This is a genomic window from Bradyrhizobium sp. TM239 (genome assembly GCF_036247985.1).
Classification (GTDB): Bacteria; Pseudomonadota; Alphaproteobacteria; order Rhizobiales; family Xanthobacteraceae; genus Bradyrhizobium; species Bradyrhizobium ottawaense.
Map to the genome: position 1 here is coordinate 161,410 of NZ_BTIR01000011.1, position 22,574 is coordinate 183,983.

The 22,574-nt window shown below is 64.4% G+C and carries 16 protein-coding genes; 10 read left to right on the plus strand and 6 right to left on the minus strand.

The genetic code is table 11. The features are described 5' to 3' along the window. The first annotated feature begins 142 nt into the window (after positions 1–142). Positions 143–3,514, plus strand: a complete 3,372-nt coding sequence (locus AABA84_RS19200) for a hybrid sensor histidine kinase/response regulator (RefSeq protein WP_338312766.1) — start codon at positions 143–145, stop codon at positions 3,512–3,514. Further along, the gene (locus AABA84_RS19205; RefSeq protein WP_212243789.1) at positions 3,498–4,424 is read left to right on the plus strand and encodes a response regulator; all 927 of its coding nucleotides are present in this window, start codon (positions 3,498–3,500) and stop codon (positions 4,422–4,424) included. The genes AABA84_RS19200 and AABA84_RS19205 overlap by 17 nt, the downstream gene beginning before the upstream one ends. Before the next feature lie 244 nt (positions 4,425–4,668). Here AABA84_RS19205 and AABA84_RS19210 read toward each other — a convergent pair whose 3' ends face one another. Together AABA84_RS19210 and AABA84_RS19215 are read right to left on the minus strand one after the other, a co-directional pair. Beyond that, complete coding sequence (locus tag AABA84_RS19210) at positions 4,669–6,171, minus strand: flavin-containing monooxygenase (RefSeq protein ID WP_338312767.1); 1,503 nt, start codon at positions 6,169–6,171, stop codon at positions 4,669–4,671. 124 nt (positions 6,172–6,295) lie between these two features. Continuing rightward, entirely contained in the window at positions 6,296–7,042 is a 747-nt protein-coding gene (locus AABA84_RS19215; protein ID WP_338312768.1) for a S1 family peptidase, read from the minus strand. Positions 7,043–7,152: 110 nt separating this feature from the next. On the opposite strand from AABA84_RS19215, the gene AABA84_RS19220 reads away from it, so the two are divergent. Continuing rightward, positions 7,153–7,788 carry an HAD-IA family hydrolase gene (locus AABA84_RS19220; protein WP_338312769.1) on the plus strand — a complete coding sequence of 212 codons (636 nt, stop codon included), beginning with the start codon at positions 7,153–7,155 and terminating at the stop codon, positions 7,786–7,788. 130 nt (positions 7,789–7,918) lie between these two features. Here the strand turns inward: AABA84_RS19220 and mtnA are convergent, their stop codons facing one another. The 3 genes from mtnA to AABA84_RS19235 form a co-directional block, all read right to left on the minus strand. Next, on the minus strand, positions 7,919–9,025 hold the full coding sequence (gene mtnA / locus AABA84_RS19225) for an S-methyl-5-thioribose-1-phosphate isomerase (protein WP_338312770.1): 1,107 nt from the start codon (positions 9,023–9,025) through the stop codon (positions 7,919–7,921). Between the two features lie 18 nt (positions 9,026–9,043). Beyond that, a complete protein-coding gene (locus AABA84_RS19230; protein WP_338312771.1) occupies positions 9,044–9,919 on the minus strand; it encodes an S-methyl-5'-thioadenosine phosphorylase in 876 nt (291 codons plus the stop codon). Between the two features lie 275 nt (positions 9,920–10,194). Then, the gene (locus tag AABA84_RS19235) at positions 10,195–10,467 is read right to left on the minus strand and encodes a phosphopantetheine-binding protein (RefSeq protein WP_212243778.1); all 273 of its coding nucleotides are present in this window, start codon (positions 10,465–10,467) and stop codon (positions 10,195–10,197) included. Positions 10,468–10,824: 357 nt separating this feature from the next. On the opposite strand from AABA84_RS19235, the gene AABA84_RS19240 reads away from it, so the two are divergent. From AABA84_RS19240 to AABA84_RS19270, 7 genes are all read left to right on the plus strand, one after another. Next, the gene (locus tag AABA84_RS19240) at positions 10,825–12,042 is read left to right on the plus strand and encodes an acyl-CoA dehydrogenase family protein (RefSeq protein WP_338312772.1); all 1,218 of its coding nucleotides are present in this window, start codon (positions 10,825–10,827) and stop codon (positions 12,040–12,042) included. Positions 12,043–12,081: 39 nt separating this feature from the next. Further along, positions 12,082–13,062, plus strand: a complete 981-nt coding sequence (locus tag AABA84_RS19245) for an amino acid--[acyl-carrier-protein] ligase (RefSeq protein ID WP_212243775.1) — start codon at positions 12,082–12,084, stop codon at positions 13,060–13,062. 114 nt (positions 13,063–13,176) lie between these two features. Further along, positions 13,177–14,052 (plus strand): acyl-CoA acyltransferase, encoded by an 876-nt coding sequence (locus AABA84_RS19250; protein WP_338312773.1) that lies wholly within the window; start codon positions 13,177–13,179, stop codon positions 14,050–14,052. A gap of 326 nt (positions 14,053–14,378) precedes the next feature. Then, positions 14,379–17,246: a PAS-domain containing protein gene (locus tag AABA84_RS19255; RefSeq protein ID WP_338312774.1), complete on the plus strand. Its 2,868-nt coding sequence runs from the start codon at positions 14,379–14,381 to the stop codon at positions 17,244–17,246. A gap of 207 nt (positions 17,247–17,453) precedes the next feature. Then, a complete protein-coding gene (locus AABA84_RS19260; protein WP_212243772.1) occupies positions 17,454–18,431 on the plus strand; it encodes a tripartite tricarboxylate transporter substrate binding protein in 978 nt (325 codons plus the stop codon). 157 nt (positions 18,432–18,588) lie between these two features. After that, positions 18,589–19,074, plus strand: coding sequence for a tripartite tricarboxylate transporter TctB family protein (locus AABA84_RS19265; RefSeq protein ID WP_338312775.1), 486 nt, complete (start codon positions 18,589–18,591; stop codon positions 19,072–19,074). 4 nt (positions 19,075–19,078) lie between these two features. Then, entirely contained in the window at positions 19,079–20,587 is a 1,509-nt protein-coding gene (locus AABA84_RS19270) for a tripartite tricarboxylate transporter permease (RefSeq protein WP_338312776.1), read from the plus strand. A 105-nt stretch (positions 20,588–20,692) separates the two neighbouring features. Here AABA84_RS19270 and AABA84_RS19275 read toward each other — a convergent pair whose 3' ends face one another. After that, positions 20,693–22,387 carry a bifunctional diguanylate cyclase/phosphodiesterase gene (locus tag AABA84_RS19275; protein ID WP_338312777.1) on the minus strand — a complete coding sequence of 565 codons (1,695 nt, stop codon included), beginning with the start codon at positions 22,385–22,387 and terminating at the stop codon, positions 20,693–20,695. Positions 22,388–22,574: the final 187 nt, after the last annotated feature.

Genomic DNA, 22,574 nt, shown 5'->3' on the forward strand with positions numbered 1-22,574 from the left:
CGATTGGTGCCGTGAGGATGGCTCGGATCTGGGCGGCGGAAGCATACGCAAGATCGCGTATACTGCACCGCAAAATGCCGACGTAGGCTTTTGGTACGGAATTTGCGAGGGATCCGGGTTCGTATCGGGAGTGGGGTAAAGCGTGGCAGGGCGGCAGCGAATAGACCGCGTCAGGCGACAATACAACCAGTGGGTCGCCAACCAGACGCTGGAGGACTACGCGCTGCGTTTCACGGCCAAGAGCGCGCGCCGCTGGTCCGCCGCCCGGGTCGCCAACACGGCGCTGGGCGCGATCTCGTTCCTGGCGATGGAGGCGATCGGGGGCACCATCACCCTGAACTATGGCGTCACCAACGCGGCCGCCGCCATCCTCGTGGTCTCGACCATCATCTTCTGCTGTGGCGTGCCAATCGCCTACTATGCCGCCAAATGCGGCATCGACATCGACCTGCTCACGCGCGGCGCCGGCTTCGGCTACATCGGCTCCACCGTCACCTCGCTGATCTACGCGTCCTTCACCTTCATCTTCTTTGCGATCGAAGCCGTGATTCTCGCCTCCGCGCTCGAGATGTGCTTCGGGATTCCGCGGCCGATCGGCTACCTCATCAGCGCCGTCGTCATCATCCCGCTGGTGGCCTACGGCATCACGCTGATCAGCCGCTTCCAATTGTGGACGCAGCCGCTGTGGATCGTGCTCCACATCATTCCGTTCGCGGCGATCGCCTGGCACAACCCGCACTCCTTCACGGAGTGGCGCAAGTTCTCAGGCGAGCACGGCGACCTCAACGGGCATTTCGACCTACTGCTGTTCGGGGTTGCGGCCTCGGTGGTGTTCTCGCTGGTGGCGCAGATCGGCGAGCAGGTCGACTTCCTGCGATTTTTGCCGCGCGACCGGCGCGCCTCCAGGGCGTCGTGGTGGGTGGCGATGATGAGCGCAGGGCCAGGCTGGATCGTGCTTGGCGCCCTGAAGCTCCTGGCGGGTTCGTTCCTCGCCTTCTTCGCGCTCAGCCACGGCGTGCCGCCCGAGGAGGCGGCCGAGCCCGCGCATATGTATCTCGAAGCGTTCCGCTATGTGCTGTCGCAGCCTGACCTCGCGCTGGCATTGACCGGCACGTTCGTGATCCTGTCCCAGGTCAAGATCAACGTCACCAACGCCTATGCCGGCTCGATCGCCTGGTCGAACTTCTTCTCGCGCCTGACCCACAGCCATCCCGGCCGCGTCGTCTGGCTGGTCTTCAACGTCATCGTGGCACTGCTGTTGATGGAGATCGGCGTCTACAAGGCCCTGGAGCAGACGCTGGCTCTGTATTCGAACGTCGCGATCGCCTGGGTCGGCGCGCTGGTCGCCGATCTCGTCGTCAACAAGCCGCTTGGATTGCGGCCACAGCAGATCGAATTCAAGCGCGCGCATCTCTACGACGTCAATCCGGTCGGCGTGGGTGCGATGACGATCGCGACCATTGTCTCCATCAGTGCCTTTTACGGCCTGTTCGGGCCGACCGCGAAGGCGCTGTCGGCCTTCATAGCGCTGGCCGTTGCCTTCCTCACCGCACCGTTGATCGCGTGGGCCACCGACGGCAAATACTACATCGCACGCAAGCCGAAGCGGAGCTGGCAGAACATCGAGTCGATCCAGTGCTGCATCTGCGAGCACGCGTTCGAGCCGGAGGACATGGCCTCCTGCCCTGCTTACGCCGGGCCGATCTGCTCGTTGTGCTGTTCGCTGGATGCCCGCTGCCACGATCTCTGCAAGCCGCACGCGCGGATCCAGGCGCAGGTGTCGGAGACGTTGGGCAAGCTGATGCCGCAGCCGATCTACGCACGGATCAACTCGCAGCTCGGCCACTATATCGGCGTGTTCGCGGTCTCCGCCGGCCTCGTCGCGCTGGTGCTGGGCCTGATCTATCTGCAGACCTCGGCGAGCGTGCACGGCGAGAACACGCTCGTCTCCGACGTGCTCTGGAAGGTGTTCTTCTCCCTCAGCATCATCATCGGCGTGGTGGCGTGGCTGTTCGTGCTGGCGCAGCAGAGCCGCCGCGCCGCCGAGGAGGAGACGCGGCGGCAGACCGCGCTGCTGATCCAGGAGATCGACGCGCACAAGCGTACCGACGCCGAGCTGCAGCGCGCCAAGGAGGTTGCCGAATCCGCCAACCTCGCCAAGAGCCGTTATGTCGTCGGCCTGAGCCACGAGCTGCGCTCACCGCTGAACGCGATCAGCGGCTATGCCCAGCTGCTGGAGCAGGATACGACGCTGAGCACGAAGCCGCGCGACCAGGTTCGCGTCGTCCGCCGCAGCGCCGACCACCTCTCCGGCCTGATCGACGGCATTCTGGACATCTCCAAGATCGAGGCGGGACGGCTGTATCTGTCGCGCGACGAGGTGCGCCTCAGCGAGTTCCTCGACCAGCTTGTCGGCATGTTCCGCCTTCAGGCCGCTGCCAAGGGCATCGACTTCGTGTTCAGGCGGCCGGCGTATTTGCCGCTGGTGGTCTATGCCGACGAGAAACGGCTGCGCCAGGTGTTGATCAATTTGCTCTCCAACGCCATCAAGTTCACCCAGACCGGCAGCGTGCAGTTCGTCGTGCACTATCGCAGCCCCGTTGCCGAGTTCGAGGTGATCGACACCGGTCCCGGCATCCAGGGCGACGATCTCGAACGCATCTTCGCGCCCTTCGAGCGCGGTGCGCTCGGCGTCTCGCAGCCGCAAACCGGAACGGGACTCGGCCTGACCATCAGCCGGCTGCTCGCCGGCGTAATGGGCGGCGATATCAAGGTAATGAGCACGGTCGGCACCGGCTCAACGTTCAAGGTCAAGATCCTGCTCTCGGAGGTCACCAATCCCCAGCGCATCGCGCCGGTGGAGGCTCCCATCTCCGGCTATCACGGCGCGCGCAAGACCATTCTCATCACCGACGATGATCCCGTCCATCGCGATCTCTTGCGCGAGGTGCTGACGCCGCTCGGCTTCATCCTGCTGAGCGCCCCCGACGGCCCCGGCTGCCTCGCGCTGGCTCAGCATTGCCGGCCCGATTTGTTCCTGCTCGATATCTCGATGCCCGCCATGGACGGCTGGGCCGTCGCGGAGGCCCTGCGCGCGAGCGGCCATCACCAGGCGCGCATCCTGATGGTATCGGCCAGCGCGATCGAGGCCCACGGCGCGCCGCTGGCGCAACCCTTCCACGACGGCTATTTGATGAAGCCGATCGACATCCCGCGGATTCTGGAGACGATCCGCCAGCTCCTCAGGATCGAATGGCAATATGGCTCGGACGAGATTCCCGTGTCATTCTGGCGCCCCGAAAGCGGATCGAGGCCGCCGGCGCGGCACATCGAGGCCCTGATCGGGCTCGGCCGGATCGGCTACGTCAAGGGCATCCAGTTGAAGCTGGACGAGATCGGCAGCGAGCATCCGGAACATGCCGATTTCGTCGCGCAGATGCGGTCGCTGGTCGACCGCTTCGATCTCGAACAGTACATGGCCACATTGAAGACGTTGCATGCGCATGAACATTGAGTCGAAAAAGCGCGACGTCGCGCTCGTTGTCGATGACTCTCCCGAGACGCTGCGGCTGCTCACCGACGCGCTCGACGGCGCCGGCATGACGGTGATGGTGGCGCTCGACGGCGCGGCGGCAATACGCATCATCGACCAGATCACGCCCGACATCGTTCTGCTCGATGCCGTGATGCCCGGCATCGACGGCTTCGAGACCTGCCGCCGGCTCAAGCGCGACGCGGGACTAGCTAATGTCCCTGTGATCTTCATGACGGGGCTCGCTGAAACCGAGCATATCGTTCGCGGGCTTGAGGCCGGCGGCGTCGATTACGTGACAAAGCCGATCGTGATCGAGGAGATGCTGGCGCGCATCCGCGTCCATCTCGGCAATGCCCGCCTGACCCAGAGCGCGCGCGCAGCGCTCGACGTCTCCGGCCGCTTCCTGTTCGCGGTCGATCGCCAGGGCCATGTGCTGTGGGCGACGCCGCAGGCGCAGAAGCTGCTGTCCGATCATCACGGCGCACAGGCCGACGACTTCGTCCTCCCGCCATCGCTGCTGCAATGGCTGGAGCAGGCCAGAGCCAAGGGCAGCTCGAAGTCCCAGGCGGCTTCCTTACCCGACAACCTCCAGCTTCGGCTCTATTACATGGGCGAAACCGCGCCGAACGAGTTTTTGTTGCGGCTCTCCAGGGAGTCCGGCACCGCGCTGCCTCCGGAATTCACCAGCGAGCTCGGCCTCACCACCCGCGAGGGCGAGGTGCTGGCCTGGCTCAGCAAGGGCAAGACCAACCGCGACATCGCGCAAATCCTGGGCCTCAGCCCGCGAACGGTCGACAAGCATCTCGAGCAGATCTACGCCAAGCTCGGCGTGGAGAACCGCACGGCCGCCGCGGCGATTGCGGCGAATGCGACGCGAAGGAATTCGTGAGCTGCGGTGTGGATGAGTTGGCGCGCCGTTGATCCAACAATCGATGTCGTCCCGGACAAGCGAAGCGCCGATCCGGGGCCCATAACCACAGGAAGATGTTTGGCGCAGACTTGGAGTTACCTGCTCGCTCCATAACCACTCCCTGTGGTTATGGATCCCGGGTTCGCTTCGCGCCCCGGGACGACGGCGGAGTGTGGTGTGAGCGTCGCCGCCCCCTCACACGAACCCGCACCCACGAACTTCCTCACCCGTACACAAACGCCTTGTCATCCAGATCCGTCTTCGGGATCTCGTCCTTTTCGGTCCAGTAATCCTGGCTGTGCTGCCATTCCGGCTTGTCGCCGCGCTTGGGCAGCAGGTTCATGTTTCGCATCATGTAGCCGGGATTGAAGTTTTCCGGATCGATCCAGGGCAGGATCGGCATGTTGTGGTCTTCGGGTCGCAGCTTGACCTCGACCTTCTTCGCGCCTTTGTCCTTCATATGACCAAGCAGCCGGCAGACGAAGTCGGCGACGAGATCGACGCGCAGCGTCCAGCTGGCGCGGAAATAGCCGAACACCCAGACCATGTTCGGAACGCCCGTGAACATCATGCCGCGATAGGTGACGGTGTCGCCGAAGGCGAGCGGCTTGCCGTCGATCTCGAAGGCGATGTCGCCGAGCGCCGCGAGATTGAAGCCGGTCGCGGTGACGACGACATCGGCTTCGAGCAGCTTGCCGGATTTGAGCTGAATGCCGTTCTCGACGAAGCATTCGATCTCGTCGGTGACGACGGAGGCCTTGCCGCTGGCGATGCCCTTGAACAGATCGGCATCGGGCACGAAGGCGATGCGCTGCCGCCACGGCCGGTATGTCGGCGTGAAATGCGTCTCGACGTCGTAGTCGGGACCGAGCACCGCGCTGATCTGGCCGATCAGGTCCTTCTTGACCTGCTCCGGCTTGGATAGGCAGAGTTTTGTGAAGGCGTCCTGCTCGAACAGGATCTTGCGCCGAACGATCTCGTGGATCCAGGCCTCATCGACCTGAAGCCGGCGCAGCTCCTCCGCGATCTCGATGGCGTTGCGGCCGAGGCGAAAATAGGTCGGCGAACGCTGCAGCATGGTGACATGCGCGCAACTGTCCGCGATGTTCGGGACCAGCGTTGCCGCCGTGGCGCCCGAGCCGATCACGACGACCTTCTTGTTCGTGAGGTCGAGATCTCCAGGCCATGTCTGCGGATGGACGATGCGGCCCTCGAAGCGATCGGTGCCCTTCCATTCCGGCGTGTAGCCCTCCGAATGGCGGTAATAGCCCTGGCACATCCAGAGGAAGTTCGCGGTGAACGTCTTTGCTTCACCGGTATCGGTCGTCGTTGCCTCGATGGTCCAGAGATTCTGCTCGCTCGACCAGCTGGCGGAATTGATCTTGTGCTTGTAGCGGATGTGCCGGGCGATATCGTTGTCGTCGATCACCTCGTTCATGTAGGCGAGGATTTCTTCGGCAGTCGCGATCGGCGGGCCGACCCAGGGCTTGAAGCTGTAGCCGAACGTGTGGAGGTCGCTGTCGGAGCGGATGCCGGGATAACGATGCGTGCTCCAGGTGCCGCCGAACGTCGCCTGCGTTTCCAGGATCACGTAACTCGTGCCCGGAAGTTGCTTGTTGATGTGATAGGCGCTGCCGATGCCGGAGATGCCGGCGCCGACGATCAGCACGTCGAAATGTTCCGAAGCCTGTTTGGCCGTGGCGTGACTGCGAACAGCGACATTCATTGTTGCTTCTATGCCTTGCTTGTTTTTGTGGCCGCCCTTGGTGGACGACGCGTTTCCTCCGCGGCAGGCATGATCACCCGCCGCGCTTCCGCTTCAAAATGACATAGATCAAGTCGCGGTCAAATCACAGTGCCGCACCCCAGCTCCGTGCGGTCTGCAAGATCCAGTCGCGGTAGAGCGTGAGCGGCGTGACGCCGGTCAAACCGCCGCAGCCATCGCCGGCGTTCGGTCCCGTCGCCCAGCTGATGACACCGACAAGCACGGTGCCGTTCGGCTTGTCCTCGAACACGGGACCGCCGGAATCGCCGGTACAAGCGCCAATTCCGTCGCGAACACCGTTGGTTACGGGATCGACCAGGCGGATCTGAAGCGTGCCGGGCTGGCCCGTGACGACGAGGCCCGCGACGCGCGTGGCCCCGCCGCTCCTGCCATCACCGCGCACGGTGACACCGGTGCCGGCAATGACGAAACGGCTACCGACCTGGATTGGAATATTCGGCGCGCCGATCGGTACCGTCGATTTTCCCTTGAGTGGAATTTCCAGTTGCAACAGCGCCACGTCTGCGCCGGCGCGATGGACCTGCGCCTTGTAGCCCGGATGGATCGCGATGGTGCGCACGTTCAGCAATTGCGGTGCGCCACCGCTGCGATCGACGATCTTGTAGTCCGCGCCCGGCGGCACGCAGTGAGCGCCGGTCAATACGATCCTGGGCGCGATCAGAGTGCCGGTGCAGGAATTGCCGCGCGAGCCGACGATGGTGACGACGGCAAGTGCCACGCCATCGGCCTGCGGCGTGCCGCCGCCAACGATGGCATGAGCGGGCGTGGCGAGTAGCAGAGTGACCGCGGCGAATGTCGCGATTGTCTTCATAGGGAACATATCTTGTCAGTCGGTTCGGGGAGCGCCTGATTTGCTTCGGACTGGTCCTTGCCGATAGCGCATGCTAGCCCTCTTGGAAAGGAATTGACGAGGGCAGGATAGTGGCGATCGAAGCTGTGATCTTTGATTTTGGCGGCGTGCTGACGAGTTCGCCGTTCGAGGCTTTCGCGCGGTTCGAGACCGAGCGCGGCCTGCCGGTCGACATCATCCGGCGCACCAACGCCGCCAACCACCTGGAAAACGCCTGGGCCAAGTTCGAGCGGGCCGAGGTCGATATCGACACATTCGACGAATTGTTCGCCACGGAATCGCTCGCAATCGGCGCGGAGGTGCGCGGCCGCGACGTGCTGCCGCTGCTGCAGGGCGATCTGCGCCCCGAGATGGTCGAGGCATTGAAGCGCATCAAGGCGCAATTCAAGACCGGCTGCATCACCAACAATCTGCCTGCCAACGCCATCGGCAGCATGACCGGGCGCTCCCTCTACATCGCCGAGGTGATGGTGCTGTTCGACCACGTGATCGAATCCGCCAAGATCGGCTTGCGCAAGCCCGATCCACGCATCTACCGGCTGATGGTCGAGACGTTGAAGGTCGATCCGAACAATTGCGTCTATCTCGACGATCTCGGCGTCAATCTGAAACCCGCGCGCGAGATGGGCATGAGCACGATCAAGGTGACGAGCGGCACTCAGGCGATCGCCGAGCTCGAAGCGGCGACGGGGCTGAAGCTGATATAGTTCGCAACTGCCGTAGGGTGGGCAAAGCGAAAGCGTGCCCACCAAAACTGGCGCGACGGAGATGAAGGCCGTGGGCACGGCGCTTTCGCGCCTTTGCCCACCCTACGAGAGCTCGCAATGACGGCGGAGCCTATTCCGCCGCCGCCGCGATCCGCTCCGGAAACGCTGCCGCCAGCTCGTCGCGATCCGGCTTGAGCACGCCGCGCTCGGTGATGAGGCCGGTCACGAGTCGCGCCGGCGTGACATCGAAGGCGTAGTTCGCGACCGGCGATCCCTCCGGCACGATCCGCACCGTCTCCAGCCTTCCATCGGCGGTGCGGCCGGTCATGTCGGTGACCTCAACGCCGCTGCGCTGCTCGATCGGGATGTCGCGGATGCCGTCATGGACGGCAAAATCGATCGTCGGCGACGGCAGCGCGACATAGAACGGCACGCCGTTGTCGTGGGCGGCGAGCGCCTTCAGGTAGGTGCCGATCTTGTTGCAGACATCGCCATTGGCGGCGACGCGGTCGGTGCCGACGATGGCAAGATCGACCATGCCGTGCTGCATCAGATGCCCGCCGGTGTTGTCGGGGATCACCGTGTGCGGCACGCCGTGATGGCCGAGCTCCCAGGCGGTGAGCGAGGCGCCCTGGTTGCGCGGACGGGTCTCGTCGACCCAGACATGGATCTTGATACCGCGTTCGTGCGCAAGATAGATCGGCGCCGTCGCCGTGCCCCAGTCGACGGTCGCGAGCCAACCGGCGTTGCAATGGGTCAACACGTTGACGACCTCGCCCCGCTTCTTCGATGCGATTGCCTCGATCAGCTTCAAGCCGTTGCCGGCGATGCCGCGGTTGATCTCGACATCCTGCTCGACGATCTCGTCGGCACGCGCATAGGCCGCTTCCGCTCGTTCGATCGGATCGATCGGCGCGAGCGCCATGCGCATCTCGTCCAGCGCCCATTTCAGATTGATCGCGGTCGGCCGCGCCACTATGAGCGTGTCGTAAGCGCGCTTCAGGCCGGCGTCGGAGGCGTCCTCGCGCATGGCGAGCGCCATGCCATAGGCCGCGGTGGCACCGATCAGCGGCGCGCCCCGCACCAGCATGTCGCGGATGGCGACGGCTGCGTCTTCGGACGATATCAGCTTCGCGACGACGAACTCATGCGGCAGGCGGCGCTGGTCGATCGCACCGATGGACCAGCCGTCATGCTCGCGCCAGATGCTGCGAAAATGCTTGCCGTTGACCTTCATGGCATTCTGCCTTTCACTTCACGCGCGCAGGATGCGCCCGGCCACCGCGTCGAGCTTCTTCAGAAGCTCGGGATCGCGCGCCTCGGGGGCCGTGATGAGCGCGGTGTCGAGCGCGCGATCCGAGCCGATCGGACAGGGCTCATGCTCGCGCGGAAAGTCCTTTGCCAGCCGCGCCACCAGCGCCTTCGCCTTGTCGGCGTTCGAGGTCAGCACGCGGATGATGTCCTGCACGGTGACGGCATCGTGGTCGGGATGCCAGCAATCGAAATCCGTCACCATCGCCACGGTCGCGTAACAGATCTCCGCCTCGCGCGCGAGCTTCGCCTCGGGCATGTTGGTCATGCCGATCACGGAATAGCCCTGCGTCTTGTAGGTCATGCTCTCCGCATAGGTGGAGAATTGCGGCCCCTCCATGCAGACATAGGTGCCGCCGCGCGCGATCGCGATGCCTTCGGCTTCAGCGGCCGCGGCAAGATGAATGCGCAAGCGTGGAGAGACCGGATGCGCCATCGACACATGCGCGACACAGCCCCGCCCGAAGAACGAGCTTTCGCGCTTGTGGGTGCGGTCGACGAACTGACCGACGAGAACGAAGGTGCCCGGCGGCAGTTCCTCCCTGAAGGAGCCGCAGGCCGACAGCGAGATCAGGTCGGTAACGCCGGCCCGCTTCAAGACGTCGATATTGGCGCGGTAATTGATGTCGGAGGGCGACAGCCGGTGCCCCTTGTCGTGACGCGGCAGGAATACGATCGGCAGCCCAGCGATGGTTCCGCGGCGCACGGGTGCCGACGGCTCGCCCCAGGGGCTCTCGATCACCTCTTCGCGCGCACCCTCGAGGCCCGGCAAGTCGTAGATGCCCGAGCCACCGATGATGCCCAATACCGCCTGCGTCATGCCTGCTCCACCCTGTTCGCCACGTGCGACATGGTTAAGCTATGCCAGTTTTACGGCGGTTTTGGAACGGGGTGCGCGGTGATGCCGGTGCTGTGAGGAGCGCAAAATGCTCAACTCACACTCGACGTCGTCCCGGCGAACGCCGGGACCCATACCGCGGAATCTATCTAGGTGGTCGGTCGCAATCCCGAACGACCAGTCTTCGCACAACTGCGGCCTGGGGTTATGGCCCCTGCATTCGCAGGGGCGACCCGGGGAAAATTTGGTGCGCCTGACTAAGCCGCGGTCGCCAGCTGCAGCTGGGTCGCCACCATCCGCTCCAGCGTCTCGACGGACTGGAAGTTCTCCGGCGTGATCTCGGCTTGCGGGATAGTGAAGTCGAACTCGGCTTCGACGCCGAGCATCAGATTGACCATGTCCATCGAGGTCAGACCGACATCGACGAGCTTGGCGGACGGCGTGACGTCAGCGACGAGCGAATTCTGCTCGAGGATGCCCTTCACCAGCTTGATGATGCGATTGCGTACGTCGGTATCAAAGGCTTGCATCGGCAAATTCCCGTCTGTCTGTCAAAGGTCGGACCGGCTTGCCGCTACGATGGGCACGGCCTGCCGGTCCCGCAATGGGCGGCACCAATACTTCGCGTTTCTTAGTAAACGATGACTCAGATTGTCTGGAATTCGCGCTTCTTCCAGATTCCTAACGCGACGCCGGAAAAGCGGGTGATGCAAACAACCGGACCTTAACTGTTCGTTCGGAATTGGGCTTTGTTTACCCTCTATTTCATCGACGAATTTGAATTAAATCCGTAGCCTCGTCTCACAAGCAAAGATGGCCGGAGGATCGCTTACGCGCATCGCGAATGATGCGGGCGATCTCGAACGGCAAACCGGAGGCGGACGAGTATGAACGTGCGTGAAGCAGTCCTCACTGTCGATGAAACGCAGACGGGCCTCCTCGAGCAGGGTCCTTCCCTGATCGAGCGCGCCGCCCGAACCGCCGCAGCTGCCGCGGCCGACGCAGACGGGGTCGATCGCGACGCTCGTTTCCCGCACAAGGCATTCGAGGTCGCACGCGAGCAGAAGCTGCTCGGCGTCATGATCCCGGTCGAGTTCGGCGGCTTCGGTGCCTCCATCTACGACGTTACCGACATCTGCTACACGCTCGGGCGCGCCTGCGCCTCGACCGCAATGATTTACGCGATGCACCAGACCAAGGTTGCCTGCATCATCAGGCACGGCCACGGCATCCCCTGGATGGAAACCATGATGCGCCGGGTCGCCCGCGACCAGTGGCTGCTCGCCTCCTCTACCACCGAAGGTCAGAACGGCGGCAACATACGGGCCAGCGCCGCTGCCGTCGACCACGCTGGCGATACCGTTTCGCTGGTGCGCGACGCCACCGTGATCTCCTACGGCGCGGAAGCCGACGGCCTCGTCACCATCGCCCGCCGCGCCACCGAGGCCGCCGCCTCCGACCAGGTTCTGCTGGCGCTCGCCAAGGACGATTATTCGCTGAAGCGGACGCTGGGCTGGGAAACGCTCGGCATGCGCGGCACCTGCTCGACCGGTTTCGAGCTGAAGGTCGATTGCCCCGCCGACCGCGTCTTCCCGGAATCCTATGACAAGATCCACGCCCAGACCATGACGCCGTTCGCGCATCTGTGCTGGTCGTCGGCCTGGGCCGGCATCGCCGCCGCCTCCGTGACCCGCGCGCAGGCCTTCATCCGCAAGGCGGCCCGCACCTCCGGCGGCCAGATGCCGCCGGCCGCGGCGCATTTCACCGCCGCCAAGATGTCGCTGGCGAAGCTGCGCGCGCTGCTGTCGGCCAATATCGACGCCTTTGCCCGCGCCGAGCATGACGAGCGTGCGCTCGGCTCACTCGACTTCCAGTCCTCGATCACGCTGCTGAAGGTGCAGGCTTCCGAGCTCGCGGTCGAGACCGTGATGCATGCGATGCGCACGGCCGGCCTCTCCGGCTACCGCAACGACGGCGAGTTCACCATGGGCCGGCACCTCCGCGACGTGCTGTCGTCCCCGATCATGATCAACAACGACCGTATTCTGGCCAATGCCGCGACATCGACGCTGATGAGCGGCGTGCCGACAAGCCTTCACGACTGAATCAACAATAACAATTTTGAGATAGCAGGACATCGCGCCATGAATATTGCCATCCTTCCCGACTCGCCCGCGACCGCGCCGCAGATGATCGATCCGCTCGATCATCTCGCCGACAAGCTGTTCCACCGCATGGGCGCCGACGGCGTCTACGCCCGCACCGGGCTGTATGAAGGCGTCGTCGAGAAGCTCGCCGCGCTGATCACGAGCCATCGCGAGAGCGGCACCGAGGTGATGCGCTTCCCGCCAGTGATGAGCCGGGCTCAGCTGGAGAAATCCGGCTACCTCAAGAGCTTTCCGAACCTGCTCGGCTGCGTTTGCGGCCTGCACGGGACCGAGCGCGAGATCAACGCCGCGGTGAGCCGCTTCGATGCCGGCGGCGACTGGACCACCTCGCTGTCTCCCGCCGACCTCGTGCTGTCGCCCGCCGCCTGCTATCCGGTCTATCCGATTGCGGCGAGCCGCGGACCTTTGCCGAAGGGCGGCCTGCGCTTCGACGTTGCCGCCGACTGCTTCCGCCGCGAGCCGTCGAAGCATCTCGACCGGCTGCAATCGTTCCGGATGCGCGAATATGTCTGCATCGGCAGCCCCGACGACGTCGCCGATTTCCGCGAGCGCTGGATGGTGCGCGCGCAGAAGATCGCGACCGACCTTGGCCTGACCTTCCGCGTCGACTATGCCAGCGATCCCTTCTTCGGCCGCGTCGGCCAGATGAAGGCGGTGAGCCAGAAGCAGCAGCAGCTCAAGTTCGAGCTGCTCATTCCGCTGCGCTCGGAAGAGCAGCCGACCGCCTGCATGAGCTTCAACTATCACCGCGAGCATTTCGGCACGACCTGGGGAATTCAGGATGCCGGCGGCGAGCCGGCCCACACCGGCTGCGTCGCCTTCGGCATGGACCGGCTGGCTGTCGCCATGTTCCACACCCACGGCACCGATCTTTCAGCCTGGCCCGCCAGGGTGCGGGACGTCCTGGGCCTGCAGCCGCAGGTCACGGCCGACGCCCATGTCGAAGGCTGGCGCTAGCAGCATGATCCCGATCCGAAGGACCGCGTCAGCGAAAAGTGCGAAGCGGTCTTCCGAAAACATGCTGAAGCAATAGACCAAACGAGGCCTGTCATTTCCACGGGTAAGACGAGCGTGATTCACACCAAGGTGCGATGCCGCGAGATCACCGAGTCCGACGCCGAAGCGGTCGCGGACCTGCTGACGCGCGGCTTCGTCGGCCGCTCGCGGAACTATTGGATTCAGGGTCTGCGCCGGCAGGCCTTCCGGTCTGTCCCGGAGGGCTATCCGCGCTTCGGCTACATGCTCGAGAGTGACGGCACGCCGGTCGGCGTGCTGCTGCTGATCTACACGGCGCGGAAGGACGGCGCGGAGACCGCCATCCAGTGCAATCTGTCGAGCTGGTATGTCGATCCGGCCTACCGCAACTATGCCCCACTGCTGACCAAGATCGCGCAGCGGCACAAGGACGTGACCTATTTCAACATCAGCCCGGCGCCGTGGACTTGGCCGATCATCGAGACGCAGGGCTTTCGCGCCTATTGCCGCGGCATATTCTTCTCGGTGCCTGCCCTGGCGCGGCCCCCGCGCTGGAGCGAGATCGAAGTCATCTCGCCTCACGCCAAGACGATCGAGGGGCTTTCCGAAGCCGAAACCGAGCTGCTGACGCGGCATGCGCGCTACAATTGCCTCAGCCTCGTCTGCCGCACACCGAAGGGAACATTCCCCTTCATCCTGCAACCGGTCCGCATCCGCCGCGGCTTCCTTGCTCCCCCGGCGATGAAGCTGATCTATTGCCGCAGCGCCGCGGAATACGCCGCCTGCGCAGGCCGCATCGGCCGGCTGCTGCTTCGGCTCGGCAAGGTCGCGGTGGCGATCGATTCCAATGGGCCGATTCCCGGCTTGGTCGGTATTTATACCGAGCGGCGCGGTCGCAAATACTTCAAGGGCCCGCACCGGCCGCAGCTCGGCGATCTCACCGATACGGAACTGGTGTTGTACGGACCCTAATAGGACCCGCAGCCAGCATTCCAGCACCGTCATCCTGAGGTGCTCGCCACGCGCAGCGTGGTGAGCCTCGAAGGATGAACGGCCGGGATGCAGCCGGGCCGTCGTCCTTCGAGGCCTTCGCCTCGCTCCGGCACCCCAGGATGACGGTGAAAGGTCGGGGCCTGGGATTGGGCCCCACCGTGCCGATCGCGACACACACATCTCTCCATCGCCAGTCATCCTCCGTAAACTACTGCGCTTAAGGGAATTTTCCGGCCTCTTCGCTACCCTCGGTGGCTGAATTAGGTTGCGTTAAGTCTATTGCCCGCCGAGACCCCGCCAACCCCATGATTTCGACCCGCGACAACGAGCTTGGTGCACGCCGCGAGCAAGGCCCGGAGGCCCTGGTCGCGCTGAGCCAGCTTGCGCTCGACCACATGGAACAGGGTGTCTGCGTCTACGATGCCGACAACCGGATCGTGCTGGTCAACCAGCGTTATTTGAGCCTGTTCAACATGTCGGCCGAGATCGTGCGGATCGGCACGAGCTATCGCGACGTGCTCGCTCACAGCGCCTCGCTCGGCAACTTCCCGGTGAGCGAGATCGAGACGCTCTACACCAGGCGCGTGGAGCAGATCGCAGGGGGAAAGCCGTTCCGGACCGAGCAGCAGCTTGCGACCGGCCTCGTCATGTCGCTCGAGCTGAAGCCGCTTCCCGGCGGCGGCTGGATGACGATCTGCGACGATGTCAGCCGCCTCGCCCGACTCGAGGCGGAATTGCGCGTGCAGACCGAGCGCAGCCAGCACGCGCTCTCCAACATGTCGCACGGCCTCATCATGTACGATGCCGACAGCCGTGTCGTCGTCTGCAACGAACGGTTCCTGAACCTCTACAATCTCGACCCCGAGATCGTGAAGCCTGGGGTCTCGCATTGCACGGTGATCGACCATTGGGTGTCACGCGGCAATTTGCCGGGCATGGCGGCCGACGAATTCCAGAACTCCAGGTTGGAGGACGTGCGGGCCAGAAAGGCGAAATCCCTGCTGGTGATGCGTTATGACGGACGCATGGTGCAGGCGGTCTCCCGCTTCCTGCCCGACGGCGGCTGGGTGACCGTGCATGAGGACGTCACGGAGCGGCTGCAATACGAGGAAACGCTGAGGCAGCAGAACTTCATCCTCGATGCGGCGCTGGAGAATATGGCGCATGGGCTTGCCTTCTACGACAGCGACATGCGCCTTCGCGTCTGCAACACCACCTACCGCAAGATCTACCGGCTGTCCCCGGAGGAGACCAGGCCCGGCACGCATCTCGCCGAGCTGATCGAGCGCTCGATGACGAACGGCGCGTTCTCTTCCGAATACAGCCCGCAACAGCTGCTGGAAGCCGCCAGCGCGAGGATCGCCAATCACGACGCCTCCCCAATGCGCCGACGGATGTCGAACGACACCGTGATTTCGGTCAGGTACTGCGCTCTGGCCCAGGGCGGCTTCGTCGCCACTTACGAGGACATCACCGAACGCGAGCATGCGATCGAGGAGCTGAGCGAGCAGTATCGCCGCTTCGACGCGGCGCTGAACAACATGAGCCAGGGCCTGTGCATGCTCGATGCGAGCCTGCGCGTCATCGTGTGCAATCGCCGCTACATCGAGATGTACGGCCTGTCGCCGGATGTCGTGAAGCCCGGCGTCTCGATGCGCGAGATCATGGAGCATAGCTGCGAGCTCGGCATCCATCAGAACACCACAGCCGCGCGGCTCTATGCCGACTACGTCGAGCGGCTGCGCGAGGGCGAGCATACGCTGCACCGCCATTTGAGCGACGGCCGCATCATCAAGCTCAATCACAAGCGGATGGAGCATGGCGGCTGGGTCGTCACCTACGAGGACGTCACCGAGCGCCACAAGGCCCAGGCGCGCGTCGCGCACATGGCCCGGCACGATTCGTTGACCGACCTGCCCAACCGCACGCTGTTCCGCGAGAAAATGGGCGAGGGACTGAACCAGGTCGCGATCGCCGGCGGCGCCATGGCCGTGCTGTGCTTCGACCTCGACAATTTCAAGACCGTCAATGACCGCCTCGGCCACGCCGCCGGCGACCGGCTGCTGCGCTGGGTCGCCGCGCGACTGAAGGAGAATGTCGGCGAGCACGACACCGTCGCGCGCCTCGGCGGCGACGAGTTCGCCGTCCTCCAGCGCGGCCCGCAGCCGCAATCGGCGGAAAAGCTGGCCCGGCGCCTGGTCGAGGTCATCGGTCATCCGCCGCCGCTGGAAAGCCAGTCGATCCATGTCGGCGTCTCCGTTGGTATCGCGATCGCGCCCGACCACGGGCTCGATGCCGACGAGTTGATGAAATGCGCCGATCTTGCGCTGTACCAGGCCAAGGCCAAGGGGCGCGGCGCCTTTCAGCTGTTCGAGCCCGAGATGGAGGAAGAGGCGCGCAGCCGGCACGCGCTGGAGCACGATCTGCGCGGCGCGCTCGAGGCGCGTGAATTCCATCTGGTGTTCCAGCCGCAGGTGCGGCTCGATTCGTCCGAGCTCACCGGGTTCGAGGCGCTGCTGCGCTGGAAACATCCCTCGCGCGGCTTCGTCTCGCCGGCCGAGTTCATTCCGATCGCCGAAGAGACCGGGTTGATCGTTCCGATCGGCGAATGGGTGCTGCGCAGCGCCTGTGCGACCGCCGTGTCCTGGCCAAATGTCACCGTCGCGGTAAACCTGTCGCCGGTGCAGTTCCGCTCGCGCGGGCTGGTGGCGATGGTCACGAGCGCACTTGCCGAAGCCGGCCTGCCGCCGCAACGGCTCGAGCTCGAGGTCACCGAAACGGCGCTGCTCGACGACAGCGAGGCGACGATCGAGATCCTGCACCAGCTTCGCGCGCTAGGGGTACGCGTCAGCCTCGACGATTTCGGCGTCGGCTATTCCTCGCTGAGCTATTTGCGCAAATTTCCATTCGACCGCATCAAGATCGATCGCTCTTTCGTCGGCACGCTCGGCGAAAGCCCGGAGAGCGTTGCCATCGTCCGCACCATCGCGAGCCTCGGCTCCGTGCTCGGCGTCGAAACGACCGCGGAGGGTGTGGAGACCGAGGAGCAACTCGACTTCGTCCGCGAATGCGGCTGCACCGCTGTGCAGGGCTATTATTTCGGCAGGCCGTGCCCCGCATCGGAGGTCGGCCGCACCATCGAAACGCTGAGCACGGTCCGGCGCGTGGCATAACGGCTTCGGCTCCCTCAAAATTCCGCCTCTCGGCACACGACCAAACGACGAATTGTCGCATGTGCCGCCTCAAGAGGGATTGCCGCACCGCCCGGCGCCCGCAGTCCGCGCAACGCGCTTTTCTTCTCCCTCAATTTCAGGAACAATCGCCTCGCAAGAACGAAAGACGGCGGCCCGCGAAGAGGCCGCCGCGAGGGAGGAGTTTCGATGCCGCGATACGGGCTGAAGACGATCGCATTTGCCGCGATGCATGCTGTCATGGGCGCATTGCTCTCGACGGCCGCCAGTGCGCAGGACTATCCCAGCAAGCCGATCACGCTGATCGTGCCGTGGCCGGCCGGCGGATCGACCGATATCTCGATGCGCGCCATCGCCGACAGCGCCTCGAAGGTGCTGGGGCAGCCGATCGTGATCGACAACAAGGCCGGCGGCGGCGGCACGGTGGGACCTGCGACCATGGCGGCGGCCGCAAAGCCGGACGGCTACACCATCGCACAGATCCCGATCACCGTCTTCCGCCTGCCCCTGATGCAGGAAGTGTCGTGGGATCCGGCCAAGGATTTCAGCTACATCATCCATCTCACCGGCTACACCTTCGGCGTGACCACCAGCGCGGAGTCGCAGTTCAAGAGCTGGAAGGACGTGGTGGAGTTCGCAAAGGCGAACCCGGGCAAGGTGACCTATGCCACGCCGGGCGCCGGCACCTCGCTGCATATCGGCATGGAGCAGATCGCCGCGATGTCCGGCATCAAGCTGACGCAAGTCCCTTTCAAGGGCGGCGCGGAGACCAACGCCGCGGTGCTGGGACAGCACACCATGCTTCAGGCTGATTCCACGGGATGGCGGCCGCTGGTCGACGCCGGCAAGCTGCGGCTGCTGATGGTGTGGACCGGTGCACGCTCGCCGAACTATCCCGACGCGCCGACGCTGAAGGAGCTCGGCTATCCCATGGTCTATGATTCCCCGTTCGGCATCGCCGGCCCGAAAGGCATGGATCCAAAGATCGTCGCCAAGCTGCACGATGCCTTCAAGAAGGCGGTCGAGGACCCGGCGGTCGTCGCGACGCTCGCCAAATACGACATGGTGCCGAACTACAAGAATACCGAGGACTACAAGAAGTTCGTCGTCGAGGTCACGGAGTCCGAGCGCAAGGTGATCGAGACCCTCGGGCTCGCGAAGAAGTAGGGCTGAGCCAGTTCCGTGTCCCGGACGCGGTGCAGCGCTTCTTCAGCGGTGCACCGCAGAGCCGGGACCCACCTTTTGCCACGAACCTATGGGCCCCGGCTCTGCAGCGCACCGCTTCGCGCTGCGCAGCGTCCGGGGAACGGCCGAGAGAGCGCCGATGAACAATCAAACCAACGTCAAGCTCCGCCTCAGCAATTCCGAGCTCTGGGGCGGGCTGATCGGGCTCGCGCTCGGCGGCTTCGTGATCTGGTCCGGCATGAAGCTCAAGCTCGGCACCATCAACGATCCCGGCTCCGGCTATGTGCTATTCTACACGGGCATCCTGATGTGCGTGTTCGCAGGCGCCATCATCGTTTCGGCCGTCACCGAGGGCGCCCCGACGCTGGCCTCGCGCTGGGAGAACGTGCGCTGGAGCAAGCCGCTCCTGCTGATCGCCTGTCTCGTGGCATTCTCCATTGCACTGGAACCACTCGGCTTCCTGCTGTCGTCGATCCCCTTGGTGCTGCTGCTGTTGCGGCTGATCGATCCCGTTCGCTGGACGCTGGCGATCCCGATCGCCGTGCTGGTGCCATCGGGCATGTGGTGGGTGCTCAAGCGGTTGCTGTTGATCCAGCTGCCCTCGGGCCTGTTCGGGATCGGTTGATCGCATGGATACGCTTGTCAATGTCGCCCATGGCTTCGGCGTCGCGCTGCTGCCGATCAACCTGCTCTATTGCTTCATCGGCGTCTTCATCGGCACGCTGGTCGGTGTGCTGCCGGGCATCGGGCCGATCTCGGCGATGTCGCTGCTGCTGCCCGTGACGCTGTCGGGCACGCCGGAATCCGGCATCATCATGATGGCCGGCATCTATTACGGCTCGATGTATGGCGGCTCGACCACCTCGATCCTGGTCAACATTCCCGGCGAGGCAGCTTCCGTCGTCACCTGTATCGACGGCCACCAGATGGCGAAGCAGGGACGCGCTGGACCTGCACTCGGCATTTCCGCCTTCGGCTCCTTCATTGCCGGCACGTTCGCGCTGATCGCCTTGATGCTGGTCGCGCCGAAGCTTGCCAGCGTCGCCATCGCGTTCGGCCCGGCCGAATATTTCAGCCTGATGGCGCTCGGCCTCGTGGTGCTCACCTTCCTCACCCAGGGTTCGATGCCGAAGGCATTGCTGATGGCGTGCATCGGCGTCGTGCTCGGACTGATCGGGCTCGACAGCATCACGGCACAGCCGCGTCTGACCTTCGGCCGCATGGAGCTGATCGACGGCATCGGGCTCGTGCCTGTCGTGATGGGCCTGTTCGGCGTTGCCGAGGTACTGCTCAACACCGAGCAGGCGATCAAGCGCGACATCATCAACACCAGGATCACCCATCTCTTGCCCACCAGGGAGGACTGGAAGGCGAGTGCAGGTCCGGTCGGCCGCGGCACCATCCTCGGCTTCTTCCTCGGCATTCTGCCGGGCGGCGGCGCGGTCGTGGCGTCCTTTGCCTCCTACGCGCTGGAGAAGCGGCTATCGAAGACGCCCGAGCGTTTCGGCCATGGCGCGATCGAAGGCGTTGCGGGGCCGGAATCGGCGAACAACGCCGCGGCGGGCGGTGCATTCATTCCGCTGATGACGCTCGGCATTCCGCCGAATGTGGTGATGGCGCTGCTGCTCGGCGCGTTCGTCATTCACGGTCTGCAGCCGGGGCCGCTGCTGATCACGCAAAACCCCGGCCTGTTCTGGGGCATCGTCGCCAGCATGTATATCGGCAACGTCATGCTGCTGATCCTGAACCTGCCGATGATCGGCATGTGGGTGCAACTGCTCAAGCTGCCCTACAACATCCTGTTCCCCCTGATCATCCTGTTCACGATCCTGGGCGTCTACTGCTCCAGCAACAACGTGTTCGATGTCTATGTGATGATCGCGTTCGGCATCATCGGCTATTTCATGCGCAAGCTCGGCTACGAGCCGGCACCGCTGGTGCTGGCCTTCGTGCTGGGACCGATGATGGAGAACAATCTGCGCAAGTCGCTGATCCTGTCGCAGGGCGACCTCTGGACCTTTTTGCAGCGGCCGATCTCCGCGGTGTGCCTGGCATTCGCAATGGTGCTGCTGATCGCGCCGCTATTGCCGTCGCTACGCAAGAAGCGCGAGCTGGTGGCGCTGGATGAGGGAGCGTGAAGGCTTCGTAGGATGGGCAAAGCGAAGCGTGCCCACCATTCGCGCCGAATTGTTGGAGAGATGGTGGGCACGGCGCAAGTGCGCCTTTGCCCACCCCACGAGATCTCAGCTCGCTGCAGGCAGCGCGTTATCCGGCGGGGCGCCCCACGGGCGTTCCGCTGATGCCAGCCCGATCAACCTGCCCTGGATGTAGTCGCAGCCCCAGTCGCGCAGCATGTTGGCGGCCTCCTCGTCCTGCACCCATTCGGCCACCGTCTTGATGTCGAGGCGGCGGGCGAGATCGATCAGGGTGTGCACGAAGGCGCGATCGTCGGCGGAATGTGTGATGTTCTGCACGAACGCACCGTCGATCTTGACGATGTCGACGCCGAGCTTGCGCAAGTTTCGGAACGAGGTATAGCCGGCGCCGAAATCGTCGATGGCGATGCGGCTGCCGAAATGCTTGAGGCGGCCGACGAAGGCGCGGACGTCGTCGATGTCCTGGATCGCGACCGTCTCGGTGATCTCGACGATCAGCCGCTCGGCGACGCCCGGATGGGCCTGCATCAGCGATTCGATTCCCGCCCACCAGTCCGGATCCATGGTGGTATCGGGCGAGATGTTGAGGCTGAGGCAGATGTCGGGCGCGGCGGCGAGCTCGGCGACCACGAGCTCGAGCACGCGGTGATCGACCAGGCGGATCAGGCCGAGCCGCTCGGCGACTGGCACGATGTCGGGCGCGAGCAGCACCTGACCGTCGCCCTGGTCCATCCGCACCAGGCATTCATGGAATGCGCGCTCGCGCGAGCCGGCCGACACCACCGGCTCATAGGCGAGCTTGATGCGGCGCTCGTTCAGTGCGGTGACGATCTCGTCGGTGACGCGGATGTTGACGCGGCGCTGCGCATCGCGTGTGGCATCCGGACGCCATGCCGCGAACGAGCCGACGCGGCGGCGCTTGGCGGCATCCAGCGTCTCATGGGCGCGGTTGACGGCCTCGTCGGTGTTGCGGGCATAGCGCGGTACGCTGACCGCGCCGATCGAGGCGGTGACCGAGACCGGACCGGATTTGGTCGGCACCACCTCGTCGCGGATGCCGGCGAGGAAGCGCTCGGCGGCGACATTCATGTCGTCGACGGTGCAGTTCTTCAGGATCAGGCCGAACTTGTTGCCGGAAAAGCGGCCGAGCACGTCGCCGCCGCGTAGGCGCGAGCGGATGCGCTTGGCGACGTCGAGGATCACGGCGTCGGCAACGTCGAAGCCGAAGGCGTCGTTGACGCGGGCGAGATGGTCGATGCCGACCAGCATGAAGGCCGCGGTCGAGCGGAAGCGGGTCGTCTCCTCGATCGCCTCGGCCAGCGCGGCAATCAGATGAGAGCGATTGAGCTCGCCGGTCAGCGGATCGAGCCGGGCCAGCTTGGTCAGCTCCTCGTCGCGGGCGTGGCGCTCATTGTTGATTCGGACCGAGCCGATCGCGCGCACCGGGCGGCCGTCGGGGCCAGCGAACCAGCGGCCGGTCTCCTCGATCCAGATCACGGGATCGGCGGCGCTCATGCGCACGCCGTACTCGACCCGGTAGGGCGTGCCGTCGGCACCATGCACGGCGTAGGCTTGCGCCAGCGCGGCGGTCCGCAGCGATGGCGCGGGCTCGATCAGCTTGGCAAATTCGGCGCCCGTCGCCAGCCGCTCGGCGGGAATGCCGGGAAAGACGCTGGCGACCTGGTCGCCCCAGACGATCGCATCACTGCCGATATCCCAGGCAAATACGGCCTGGCCGAGGGCGGCCAGGATGTCGGAGGCTTGCGGCAATGCGGGGGTCAAAATCGCCTCGTTTCGGGACAGCGGGAAAGTCCTGAGCTGACACAGGATAGAGCCAGATTCGTCCCCAACCCTAGGCAAAGTTGATAAACAATTTGGAAACCACGTTTCTACAGGCCGGGGGAACCAAACCGGCCCATCCGGCATAGGCCTTGCGAGTACTGACACGCACCCGGCACCAGCGTCCCGA